Origin of the sequence: Halomonas sp. AOP7-E1-9, assembly GCF_052376035.1 — a bacterium.
GTDB classification, from domain to species: Bacteria; Pseudomonadota; Gammaproteobacteria; order Pseudomonadales; family Halomonadaceae; genus Vreelandella; species Vreelandella citrativorans.
The window spans coordinates 52,614-64,727 of sequence record NZ_JBQSVC010000020.1 but is presented as its reverse complement, the minus strand read 5'-3'; the positions used below and the strand labels follow the sequence as shown (position 1 = coordinate 64,727).

At 51.9% G+C, this 12,114-nt stretch carries 9 protein-coding genes; 3 read left to right on the top strand and 6 right to left on the bottom strand.

Annotation, left to right across the window (positions count from 1 at the left end; translation table 11 throughout):
- Positions 1–139: 139 nt before the first annotated feature.
- From ACT3R4_RS12095 to ACT3R4_RS12070, 6 genes are all read right to left on the bottom strand, one after another.
- Positions 140–1,138 carry an adenosine deaminase gene (locus tag ACT3R4_RS12095; protein ID WP_441679161.1) on the bottom strand — a complete coding sequence of 333 codons (999 nt, stop codon included), beginning with the start codon at positions 1,136–1,138 and terminating at the stop codon, positions 140–142.
- A gap of 29 nt (positions 1,139–1,167) precedes the next feature.
- Complete coding sequence (cydC, locus tag ACT3R4_RS12090; protein WP_193054676.1) at positions 1,168–2,895, bottom strand: thiol reductant ABC exporter subunit CydC; 1,728 nt, start codon at positions 2,893–2,895, stop codon at positions 1,168–1,170.
- On the bottom strand, positions 2,885–4,549 hold the full coding sequence (gene cydD / locus ACT3R4_RS12085; protein ID WP_441679160.1) for a thiol reductant ABC exporter subunit CydD: 1,665 nt from the start codon (positions 4,547–4,549) through the stop codon (positions 2,885–2,887). The genes cydC and cydD overlap by 11 nt, the downstream gene beginning before the upstream one ends.
- Before the next feature lie 15 nt (positions 4,550–4,564).
- Positions 4,565–5,566 (bottom strand): cytochrome d ubiquinol oxidase subunit II, encoded by a 1,002-nt coding sequence (cydB, locus tag ACT3R4_RS12080; RefSeq protein WP_193054674.1) that lies wholly within the window; start codon positions 5,564–5,566, stop codon positions 4,565–4,567.
- 2 nt (positions 5,567–5,568) lie between these two features.
- On the bottom strand, positions 5,569–6,984 hold the full coding sequence (locus ACT3R4_RS12075) for a cytochrome ubiquinol oxidase subunit I (RefSeq protein ID WP_441679159.1): 1,416 nt from the start codon (positions 6,982–6,984) through the stop codon (positions 5,569–5,571).
- Positions 6,985–7,185: 201 nt separating this feature from the next.
- On the bottom strand, positions 7,186–8,160 hold the full coding sequence (locus ACT3R4_RS12070) for a calcium/sodium antiporter (protein WP_172118466.1): 975 nt from the start codon (positions 8,158–8,160) through the stop codon (positions 7,186–7,188).
- A 222-nt stretch (positions 8,161–8,382) separates the two neighbouring features.
- On the opposite strand from ACT3R4_RS12070, the gene ACT3R4_RS12065 reads away from it, so the two are divergent.
- Genes ACT3R4_RS12065 through ACT3R4_RS12055 form a run of 3 tightly spaced genes read left to right on the top strand, consistent with a single transcriptional unit; the run spans position 8,383 to position 11,964 of the window.
- The gene (locus tag ACT3R4_RS12065; RefSeq protein WP_441679158.1) at positions 8,383–9,687 is read left to right on the top strand and encodes a PqiA/YebS family transporter subunit; all 1,305 of its coding nucleotides are present in this window, start codon (positions 8,383–8,385) and stop codon (positions 9,685–9,687) included.
- A complete protein-coding gene (gene pqiB, locus ACT3R4_RS12060; RefSeq protein ID WP_441679157.1) occupies positions 9,687–11,360 on the top strand; it encodes an intermembrane transport protein PqiB in 1,674 nt (557 codons plus the stop codon). Before ACT3R4_RS12065 ends, pqiB begins: the two co-directional genes overlap by 1 nt.
- Positions 11,361–11,373: 13 nt before the next feature.
- On the top strand, positions 11,374–11,964 hold the full coding sequence (locus ACT3R4_RS12055; protein WP_441679156.1) for a PqiC family protein: 591 nt from the start codon (positions 11,374–11,376) through the stop codon (positions 11,962–11,964).
- The last annotated feature ends 150 nt before the right edge of the window (positions 11,965–12,114 follow it).

Below are 12,114 nucleotides of genomic sequence, written 5' to 3'. Positions count from 1 at the left end.
ACCGAAGGGCGCTGCCCGTTCGATGTGGGGCGTATTCTACCCACTTTTCCTGATGGGTCAACAACTTTTTGCAATTACTTTAAAGCACTAACGCATTGATACAAGAAGCTAAGTCAATAGCCCTTATACGCTAGTCAGCCTAATACTCGACCACATCAAGACGGGCCAGCAGCTCTTGGCGCCTGGATTCCGTTGTAAAGGCTTCCTTTATGGCATTACGGTTAAGAGTCAGGAAAGCCTCTTCACCCCAGCCGAATGATTGAGCACAAGCGATGTGATTAGCCAATAGACCACCACCAAAGTAAGCCGGATCATCCGAGCTAATCGTCACATTAAGCCCTTTATCAAGAAGGGCCGGCAGAGGATGATCGGTTAAGCTATCAACCACATTTAAGCTTACGTTGGATAAGGGGCATACGGTCAGCACGGTTTGCTTTTGATATAGACGCTCCACCGCCTCGCCACTCTCCAGACAGCGAATACCGTGATCAATGCGGCACACATCAAGCAAATCCAATGCCTCAATGATATAAGAGGCCGGCCCTTCCTCTCCTGCATGAGCCACCCGAGCCAAGCCCAACTCCTGGGCGCGCGTAAATACGGCAACGAATTTTGAGGGTGGATGGTCGCGCTCAGCACTATCCAGACCAATGGCGTCAAGCTCACTCCAGTAAGGTGCTGCCTGCTCCAGCACTTGAAGTGCCTCTTCGGCAGGCCGGTCACGCAAAAAGGCCATGATCATTCCGACACTTAAATCCAGAGCCTGCTCTGCCTCTTGCTTGGCACGCAATAATCCGGACATGACCACGTCCAGAGAAACGCCGCGCTGTAGATGTGCCTGAGGATCAAAATGTATATCGATATGGACGACACCCTCACTACTAGCGCGCTTGAAATAATCCATCGCCAAGTCATAAAAATCCTGTTCATGACGAAGAACGCTCATGCCCTGGAAATAGAGATTCAAGAAACCTTGTAGATCTTTAAACCGATAGGCTGCCTTGGCCTCCTCGACGGAGGAATAAGGTAATTCGATACTGTTTCGCTCTGCCAGAGCAAACATAAGCTCCGGTTCCAGCGAGCCTTCAATATGCAAGTGAAGCTCGACTTTAGGGAGGTGACGTAAAAAATCCTGCATCATTTTTCCTTAACGCCCAACTCAAGCAATTACTTACCTGGGTTGAGCTTCCCGGCACTTAAGTGCCAGTGATGGGTTATCTGTCGCGTTAGCAAGCTACCCACTTCATGGTGAACAAAGAAGATGGTGGTGCGCCCGACTAACCAGCGAGAAAGCGTGGTAGCTACTATTACGGCCGTATCATGATCAATCGCCGCAAAAGGCTCGTCTAAAATAACCACCGAAGGGTCCATGAGCAACAGCCGAGCCAGCGCCACCCGCCGCGCCTGCCCACCAGACAGTTGCTGCCCTCGCTCACCTACGGGTGTTTGCAACTGGCCCGGAAGAGATTGAGCCCACCCATCGAGCGCTACTGCTTTCAGCACATCCCAAAGCGCTTCATCATCAGCATCAGGATTCCCCAAGCGCAGATTTTCTTCCAATGACGCATCGAAAAGGTCTACCTGCTGGGTTAACAAAGCAATGTGTTGCGAACGCTCCTGCTCTGGCACAGCAGTAGGCACGCAGCCTCCTACATTAACCACACCTTTAGAAGGAGCAAGCCGCCCCGTCAAAAGCGCCGCCAGGGTACTTTTACCCGCACCTGAGCGCCCGGTAATGATAGCCCACTCCCCCGTTGCCAGATGAAACGATACACTATCAAGCGCTGGCATCAGGCTAGAAGGATAACAATGCGTGACTTTCTGCAACCCAAGGTCAAGCTGTTGCCCGGAAAATGACTGGTGTTGACTCTGCTGGCACTCGGGCCCAAGTGCATTTAAACGCTCTGCTGCAGCGGCACTGCCCCCCAAGCGAGCGAAAGCACCCGGAAGCGGTACAAAAACCTCATTCACACCTAGAACCACCAGCAGCAACATCACCAGAATAGGCCCGGTTATTACCCCACTCGCCACCAGCACGCCACCCAGCCATACAACGCTTAACAGCAGCAACCCGGTAATAACGCTAATGAGGCTATCACCCATAGCAACGCTTCGGCCAAGGCGCCGTTGATTATCAAGCGCTGCATCTTCGTGCGCCTCCACCTGCTGACGGTGCCACGCAGCGCTGCGATAGGCAATTAACTCAGCTGAGGCCTGCAACTGATCAACGACCAACCGCCGTAACCCTTCCTGGTCAGCCACTTGGCGATGACTGTGCGCATACCCCAAGCGCGCCATGCCATAGGTAACACTCGCCCACAGAACCAGCAGAACCACGCCGACCCACAGCGCTAACGCAGGCAACCAAATAGCAATAAAGAGGGTTAACCCCACAATAACTACCAAGCTAACCAGGGGTGGCATCAGCAAACGAAGATAAAGATTGTCGAGAGCATCTATATCAGCGGTTAAACGTCCCAGCCAGTCACTGACACGCTCGCGCTGCAACGCCGCCTCATCCAATCGCATAAGCTGGCCAAACACGCGGTAGCGTAAATCAGCCAAGAGGCGAAGCACCGTATCGTGATTATAGAGACGTTCTATATAGCGGGCGACAGTACGTAATAGCGCAAAGAAGCGTATTCCTCCGCCAGGTACGTACACATCCAACTGAACAGGTAAGCCAAGCAAAAAAGCGATGCCCGCTAATGCACATGCGGTAATAAACCACCCAGAAAGGCCCAGCAGTGAAAGCCCCGCAGCAAGCGTTAAGCAAATAAGGAGCGCGCCGATCGCGAACCGCCTTCGACGCTTCATCATTAACGCCACCCAGGGCGACAATGCCTGGCGCGCTTGGGACAGCTCACTTTTTTGTGAGGACGCATTAGGTTGCATCACGCACCTCCTTTAAACGGCCGTCCTGCATATAAAAGTGGAGCTGAGCCGCCTTAATTGCAGCCGGGTGATGCGTTGCCATAATCACCGTACGCCCCTGTGCAGCCCATGCTAACAATGCACTAATCACAGAGGCTTCGGTTTCAGCATCCTGGCTTGCTGTAGGCTCATCGAGCAGGATTAAATCAGCATCACTTAAATAAATGCGCGCCAACGCCAGCCGCTGGGCCTGACCACCCGATAACCCCATTCCGCGCTCTCCTATCATGGTATCCAAACCATCAGGCAATTGGTTTAGAAGCTCCTCCAAACCAGCCTGGTGAAGTGCTGAAAGCATTGCGGGAGTATCGGCATCAGGGTTTGCCAGCCGCAAGTTATCCGCCAAGGTGCCATGCAACAGGCCCGGCTGCTGGTCCAGCCACGCGTAACGCGGCTGAGCCAACTGAAGCGTGCCGCTTGATGGCGTCAAAAAACCGGCCAATAACGCCAACAGTGTCGACTTCCCGCTCCCGGATGGACCACTAATCGCAATGACACTGCCTTTTTTGATCGTCAGATCCATTGGCCCTAACACCCGGCCGCGGATCGGATAGTCAACGCTGACATTTTGAAGCACTGCAATATCGTCATCAGTTGCAGGCTCATCAAACGTACTTCGTTGTATGCTCGACTCATTCAGCACCGTTACCAGGCTTTCTGCGGCACCTAAAGCAGTAGCACGATCATGGTAGTGCTGTGACAAGGTGCGTAACGGCTGGAAAAACTCAGGAGCGAGCAGCAATACGGCTAAGCCCGTAAAGAGCGTTAAAGAAGGTGCAGGCCCGTACTCAATATATCCCAGTAAGCCAAACCCTACGTATATCGCTACTACGGCAATGGCGACCGACGCGAAAAACTCGAGCACTGCAGACGATAAAAAAGCCAAGCGCAACGTTCGCATGCTTAAACGACGGTAATCATCTGTTGCCCACCAAACGTCCTGATGAGCACTCGCCGTGCGACCAAATAGCTGAAGCGTCGACATTCCACGAACACGGTCAAGAAAGTGGGCAGAGAGCCGTGCAACCGCTGCAAACTGGTCCCGATTTATACGCTCAGCTCCCATACCTACTAGTGCCATGAATAGCGGGATAATGGGCGCAGAAAGCAACAAGAAGAGAGCAACGACATAATCCAGTCGTAGCACCACCAATAGAATCAGTAGCGGTAAGAGAGAAGTAATTCTTAGCTGCGTATAGAAGCGCGAAAAATAGCCATCCAGTGCCTCTATATTTTCTACCGCCTGCGTCGCCAAGGCGCCGCTTTGATGATAAGCCAACCACACAGGACCCAATGTCCAGCATTTATCCAGCAGTTGACGTCGGGCGTATTGGCGGATACGTAGGCTAGCCTCCAGGCTTATTACCTCTTGCCCCCACAGGCATACTCCGCGCCCAAGCACGCACAGCGCCAGCCCTATTAATACGTTTAAAAACGGATAAGGCGCTTGTTGATCAATAACCAACTGCTCTACTAACCAGGCCAATCCCACTACAATAATAACCGTTTGAACCCCAGCTAAAATGCCAAGAAAAGCGGCGAGATTTAATCTTCGCCGCTCTAAGGTTGCCAGCATTTTTAACCAGGAGCGCGCGGTTAGCGACTGCTCCGTCATCTGATAGCCTCTGGCTTAATGATAACCTTCACCTACACGCACCTTGCCGCGAAATACCCAATACGTCCATGCGGTATACATCAGGATAAAGGGGATAACAAAGAGCACACCAATCAACAAGAAAAGCTGTGACTCAGGTGCTGACGCCGCATCCCACAAGGTGTAGTTAGGCGGCACTATCATCGGCCATTGGCTCACGATCAAGCCCAGATAGGTAAATACATAAATACCGATAGTCGCAAGGAAGGGATAGCTCTCACGGCGCTGCTTTACCGAGCGGTATACAAGAAAGGCGAAGAAGAGCGCTAGCGCTGGGAAAATCCAGATCAAGTGCAGATGACCAAACCAGCGATCCCAAACAACCGGGTTCACGAACGGCGTCCAGATACTAACAATGGCGAAGACCACCAGCACCATTGCCAGCAGCATAGGCGTGATTTTATACGCCCAATCCTGTACGTGGCCTTCCGATTTTAGAATCAGCCAGGTTGAGCCCAAAAGCGCATAACCTGCCATAAGCCCCAAGCCTGTTAACACCGTAAACGGCGTTAACCAATCAAAGGCGCCCCCGGTATAAACAAAGCCTTCGGTTTGAAAACCCTGAATATATGCACCAACCACAGCGCCTTGAGCGAACGCAGCGACCGCCGAACCCCAGGCAAAGGAGCGATTCCACCAGTGGCGGTTACGGCGCGACTTAAAGCGGAATTCGAACGAAATGCCACGAAAAATCAACCCTGCCAGCATCAAGAAAACACCGATATAGAGTGCCGGTAAGAAAATCGAGTAAACCAAGGGAAAAGCCGCTAACAAGCCAGCCCCCCCCAAAACCAGCCAAGTCTCGTTACCGTCCCAGACCGGTGCCACAGAGTTCATCATGACATCACGAGCCTCTTCATCTGGCGCAAAGGGAAATAGAATCCCCAAGCCAAGATCAAAGCCATCCATCAGTACATACATGATGACGCCGAACCCGATAATGCCAGCCCAAATAATCGACAGATCAAACATTTCCATGGTTAGCTCCTCACCGGATCAATGTCATCATCAAAAGGGGTGTGGGCGGCAGAGAGCGGCCGCTTGGGACGGTCAGCATCCCTATTAACAGACGCCTGTTCTTGCTCAGGCAACATGCCGTTGCGAACCACCCGGGTTAGATAGTAAATACCGGCATAAAAAACCACCGCATATACCAGCACATACCCAATAAGCGTAAACAGCGCCATCCAACCTGTTAGCGAAGGTGTCACACCCTCTGCATGAGACATGATGTTGTATACCAGCCAAGGGGACCGACCTACTTCGGTCACGATCCAGCCAGCCAGAACCGCAATGAAGGGTAAAGAAATCATGCCGACCAATGTTTTCAAAAACAGCTGACTCTCATAAATACGTTGATTGCGCCGCAAGAATAAGCCTACAAAGGAGACAGCAATCATTATTAAGGCAATGCCAACCATCACCCGAAACGCCCAAAATACGATGGCAACAGGAGGCTGGTCTTCAGGTGGCACGGCCGTAAGCCCTGGAACTTCACCATGCAGCGAATGGGTAAGTATGAGACTGGCCACGTTAGGAATGCCAATCTCATAAAGGTTTCTCTGCGCCTCCTGGTCCGGCAGCGCAAACAAGAGCAATGGCACGCTGGTAGATGTTTCCCAGTTCCCCTCCATTGCTGCGACCTTCGTTGGCTGATATTTGAGCGTATTCAACCCGTGGGAGTCGCCTATAAACGCCTGAAGAGGCGTCAGGAAAAGCAGCAACCATAAGCACATGGAAAGCGCACGACGGTTAGCCTCTGGATCTCTTCCACGCAACAAAAACCAGGCGCTAACGCCTGCCACGACAAACCCGCCGGTGATAAAGGAAGCTACAGCCATGTGTGCAAAGCGATGAGGGAAGGAGGGATTGAAAATCGCGTCAAACCAGGAGATCACATGGAAACGATTGTCGATCAACTCAACGCCTGCCGGTGTATGCATCCAACTGTTTGCCGCGAGGATCCAGAACGCTGAAATAAAGGTGCCCAGCGCCACCAAGGCAGCCGCCATCAAATGGATACCCTGCGGCACTTTTCCACGGCCAAACAGCAATATGCCAAGGAAGGCAGCTTCAAGGAAGAAGGCTGTCACAACTTCATAACTGAGCATGGGACCTATAAAATTGGAGGTCGCCAGAGAGAAATTACTCCAGTTCGTACCGAACTGAAACGACATCACGATTCCCGACACCACCCCCATGCCAAAAACCACAGCAAATACTTTCGTCCAGAACAGTGCTAAACGGTCCCATGCAGGATTTTGCGTCTTAAAAAAAAGTGCTTGTAAAAGCGCAATATAAGAGGCCAACCCAATGGTGAAAACCGGAAAGATCGTGTGAAAACAGATAACAAACGCGAATTGTATTCGCGACAGCATTAAGGGATCGAGTTCCATTGCACGCTCCTAACCTGAATTAATACCCCAGTTTTTGTTAACGCAAGCTTAGCTGAAACTTAAAGATTCAGCCTTTAATTATAAGCATCTAGCCTGTTTTTATTTATATTGCCATTTTACTGGCTTACATCTCATTATACACCGATCTATCTTTCGCAAAGCGTGTCGCATTGACGCACATCAAATAATGCCAATTATTCATTAAGATAATACGACAACGCTTATCATATATCCGGTATACGCAATAAAAAGCGTAAAAAGAACAGCGCCTTCGAGGCGATTAATTCGACGCGGACGTCCTTTCCAGGAAAATGCGAAGAGAACCATTAGCAGGGTCATGCAGGTCATAATGCTCCAATCACGCACCAGCACTTCCCGCCCAGCATCAATAGGTGCAATAACCCCCGCAAGCCCCACTACAGCAAGGCTATTAAACAAGTTAGAACCAACAACGTTACCCAGCACCATATCGTGCTCTTTACGGCGCAGCGCGCTAATCGAAGAAGCAAGCTCGGGCAGTGAGGTACCAACGGCTACGACGGTTAGCCCGATAATCAAGTCACTCACGCCAAAACGTTGCGCAATTTCTACCGCTCCCCAAACCAACATACGCGAGCTTGCAACCAAGAACACCAACCCAACCAACGTCCACATAATCGCTTTACCACGCGACATGGGGTTACTGTCCAGCGTCTCAGCGACTTCCTCAACCAGCGCATCGTCCTTTTGCTTTTTTGAACGAAAGATGCTTACGCCGATAAATATGACGAGGGCTACCAATAAAAGGGCCGCTTCCCAGCGAGACACCCAACCATCCCAGAGCATAATCCCAGTGATCAGTGTGACCAGAATTAAAATCGGCATCTCTTTGCGGATGACGCTGGAGTGCACAGCTAACGGTGCAATGAGTGCAACAAAACCCAATACCAAACCAATATTAGCAATATTGGAACCATAGGCATTCCCTACTGCAAGCCCGGGATTCCCCTGCAAGGCTGCCAATACTGACACCATCATCTCAGGGGCTGAGGTACCGAATCCAATGACCAACATACCAATCAATAAAGGCGAAAGACCGAGCCAACGTGACGTTGCAGCTGCGCCATCAATAAATTTCTCAGCACTCCAGATGAGCAACACCAGTCCCATCACTACAGCTACAAGTGGAAGCAACATTTTATTTCCTTATGGCAGAATATTAGGCACTATCGCGGCTGCATCCTTGACTAACCCTTCAGTCGGGTCAAGCATCGGGTTATGCCAGCATGGATCTATTTGGGTTTGATATAAAAAAGGCCCGGTGTTCATTCGGTTTACATCGCATTCGCAGTGAGAGTGTCCCCTTTGCCCCACTTCCGTTTATTAAAGCGTTCCCCACTTTCCGTTAATGCGCCTCTAGTGGATCGGCAACCACCTGAGTCTCGCGTTCAGCGTCGACGTTTACGCGCCTGCCATGAGTGCGACTGGGTATCCGCGCTGCCCCCCTTATGCTCGGGCGAAAAGGCCAGCTGCCCGCGCTGCTCACATGTACTCGTAAAACGCCACCGCTACCCCGCTCAGCGCAGTATGGCACTTGCCATTGCGGCATTAATTGCATTAATCGTGGCTATTTCGTTTCCGTTTGTAAGCTTCAGCGTTAGTGGCGTCGGCAATCGCATAGAGCTGTCACAAACGGCCACCACGTTAATTGCCTTTCACCAACCGGTCGTGGCCATTATCGTCATCATGACCATCGTTGTGCTGCCGACCCTTTATCTGCTTAGCGTGATTTGGCTGCAGCTGGGGCTTTTACACGGCAAGCCACTCGCCTATAGTCGCGACATTGCCCGCTCACTTGCCCACTTGACGCCCTGGATGATGGCGGATGTCTTTATTATAGGGGCGCTGGTAAGCCTGATTAAAATAGCCGGTATGGCGCAAATTGAGTTGGGTATCTCCTTCTGGGGTTTTTGCATCTTTGCGGTACTTTTATTAATGACCATCCAGTCCATTGATGCCGATTGGATGTGGTTTTCCCTCGAAGGAGAACCCTTGGCGCCAGAGGGCACCCAAACAGGAGCAACCGCCGCTAGTCAGCGCCTAACAGGCTGTCCAACCTGTGGGCTTGTCAATTCACTCACCCCAGGACATAAATCTCGCTGCATTCGATGTCATGAGAAACTTCACTCCCGACTCCCCTATAGCTTACAACGCACCTGGGCACTGCTAGGCGCAGCGACTGTCATGTATATCCCTGCGAATGTTTACCCTATTATGACCACGACGAGTCTGGGGCATAGCGGTTCTTCGACCATCATAGGAGGCGTCGTTGAACTGATTCAGATGGGCTCATGGCCAGTCGCCACCGTTATTTTCGTTGCCAGCATTATTGTGCCTGTCGGTAAACTGCTGGCGCTTTCATGGCTATGTATTGTCGTCCGAGGCAACAGCCAACCCAATACCATCAGCCGTACGCGGCTTTATCGCATTACCGAGTTTATCGGACGATGGTCGATGGTCGATGTTTTTGTAGTGGCTATTCTGGTTGCCTTGATACGCGCTGGCTCACTTATGTCGTTCACGCCAGGTCCTGCCGCGCTGGCGTTTGGCTCGGTCGTGGTATTGACAATGCTAGCCGCCATGACGTTTGACCCCCGCTTAATATGGGATGCTCCTACCAAGGCAGCGTCCACATCAAATAATAGCCACTCTGGGAGCCATTAATGGGTAACGACACCCCCATAGCTAACAAGCAAGAGCCTGACATGAACAAAGCCAGGCCTTCGCCGCAATCACGCATCTCCCCTATTTGGATTGTGCCTTTTGTGGCTATCATTATTGGGCTATGGCTGGTGTACGATAATTACACCAGCCGCGGCACACTTATCACATTAACCATGAACAACGCCGAAGGTATCGAAGCGGGAAATACCTCCATCCGCAGCCGCAACGTTGAAATCGGCCTCGTGCAAAATGTCCAGCTCTCTGAAGACCTAAGCAGTGCTGTGATTACAGCACGCATTCAGCCTCAGGCTGAAGCCTTGTTGCGTGAAGATAGCCGCTTTTGGGTGGTAAAGCCTCGTATCGGGCGTGAAGGGATTAGCGGCCTGAGTACTGTCCTCTCTGGCGCTTATATACAGCTTGAGCCCGGAAGCTCTGAAGAACAGCGGCGTAACTTTCCGGTAAGCGACGTCCCCCCTGTCGCCACGGCCGGAATGGCCGGCATCAATATCAATCTCATTAGTCAACTCGGCAATTCGTTGCGTGTCGGCGACCCGGTTTCCTACCAGGGCTATACGGTGGGCCGCGTTGAAGAAGCAAGTTTCGACCCCGAATCACGCACCATGCATCACCAGGTATTTATCGAAGAGCCCTATGCACTGCTGGTGACCGACAGCACCCGCTTCTGGTCCTCGAGCGGCATTGACCTACGCCTTGATTCAAATGGCTTTCGGGTTAACGTTGAATCACTTGAAACCCTGTTAGGAGGAGGTGTCACGTTTGGGGTGCCCGAAGACTTACCAATGGGACGCCCTGTAGAAGCGGGCGCCCGCTTTAATCTGTACGGGGATGAGGATGATGCTCGCGAGGGTACCTTCAATCAGTACCTGGAATACGTTCTGTTAGTGGATGACACCGTTCGCGGCCTTTCACGCGGTGCGCCCGTCGAGTTTCGAGGTGTTCGTATAGGCACCGTGGCCGCTGTCCCCTGGAACTTTACATCACCACAGCCAAGCTCACGCGCAAGCTTCGCCATCCCCGTACTCATTCGCCTTGAGCCCCAGCGGCTTGGCATCGAGAATTCGGATATTGATTTGGAAGAGTGGGAAGAGCGCTTTAACCGCATGTTTACACTTGGCCTTCGTGCGTCGCTTAAAAACGGTAACCTGCTAACCGGCGCTTTATTTGTGGATCTGAACTTTCAGCGAGACACCGACGAGGACTACATTGCGTCGACTTTCTCTGGCCGCACGGTTTTCCCCACGGTGTCGGGTGGTTTTTCCCAAATCCAATCCCAAATTACCGATCTACTCGACAAGCTGAACGCGCTTGAAGTGGAGCCCTTACTGGCGGGCATGGACAGTAGCTTACAAGCCTCTGAAAGCATGCTTAATGAGGTCCGCGGTGTCAGCGAGTCGCTCAACCAGCTGCTAAGCGACCCTGAAACTCGTGCAGTAGGCGGCAACCTCAATGCTACGCTTAACGAGCTTCAAAGCACCCTCCAGGGCGTGTCGCCTTCCTCACCGGCTTACCAGGACCTGACGTCGGCCATCGAGCGCCTGGATCGATTAATGCGCGATCTTCAACCACTAACCCGCACACTGAACGATAATCCGCGGGCGCTGCTGTTTGATAATCTGGATACTCAAGATCCTATACCGCGTGCACCGCGCTAAACAGGGGAATATTATGCGTATACTCGTTTTAAAATCCTTATTGCTAATGTCCCTATCGCTCATGCTGGCTGCTTGCGCAAGCAGTGTGACGCCCCCGGCGCGTTATATGCTACCCAGTAACGGGCTGGCCAATATACCAAGTAGCCCCCAAGGCACGCTACAGCTGCGCTCGCCACGCCTTGCTCACTATCTCGATGTCGATGGCATCGTCATGCAACTGGATGACATTACGCTTAACCAGGCGCGAGAGCATCAATGGGCCGAAAGCATTGACCGACAGCTTGCACGCAGCTTACGGACACAGTTGTCGCAAGAGCTACCGCTTATTCGCGTAGTCCGTGATGACAGCAGCCAACCTGAAGCGCTCACCCTGCGGCTTGATGTTGATCAATTTCAAGGCCGCTACGATGGTTTAGCGGTGGTGGCCGGGCAGTGGCAGCTACGCAGCCCAAGTGATGAATTGTTGGCCATGAAGAGTTTTTCTGCGCAAACAATACTGGATGAGGACGGCTACCCCGCCCTGGTACGTGCCCTAAGCGCTAGCTGGGAGGATGTTGCGAGACAAATTGCCGATCAAATACGTCAGGGTAGCTATTTCCATTAGCCGGTTTAAGCGGGATGAAATAACCAAAGCGCTTGAGAGCCCGCCAACCAATCACCACAAGTATGCCCGTCTGAGGTAATCTTCATGTTACACTGACGGGTATATTTTGAGTGTTGCGATAGCGTAACACCCACAGTCAAATGCCCGTCT

Bases quoted from the DNA above. Each gene is read 5' to 3' on its own strand.
- ACT3R4_RS12095 (WP_441679161.1), bottom strand. From the start codon at position 1,138: ATGCAGGATTTTTTACGTCACCTCCCTAAAGTCGAGCTTCACTTGCAT.
- cydC (WP_193054676.1), bottom strand. From the start codon at position 2,895: ATGCAACCTAATGCGTCCTCACAAAAAAGTGAGCTGTCCCAAGCGCGC.
- cydD (WP_441679160.1), bottom strand. From the start codon at position 4,549: ATGACGGAGCAGTCGCTAACCGCGCGCTCCTGGTTAAAAATGCTGGCA.
- cydB (WP_193054674.1), bottom strand. From the start codon at position 5,566: ATGGAAATGTTTGATCTGTCGATTATTTGGGCTGGCATTATCGGGTTC.
- ACT3R4_RS12075 (WP_441679159.1), bottom strand. From the start codon at position 6,984: ATGGAACTCGATCCCTTAATGCTGTCGCGAATACAATTCGCGTTTGTT.
- ACT3R4_RS12070 (WP_172118466.1), bottom strand. From the start codon at position 8,160: ATGTTGCTTCCACTTGTAGCTGTAGTGATGGGACTGGTGTTGCTCATC.
- pqiB (WP_441679157.1), top strand. From the start codon at position 9,687: ATGGGTAACGACACCCCCATAGCTAACAAGCAAGAGCCTGACATGAAC.
- ACT3R4_RS12055 (WP_441679156.1), top strand. From the start codon at position 11,374: ATGCGTATACTCGTTTTAAAATCCTTATTGCTAATGTCCCTATCGCTC.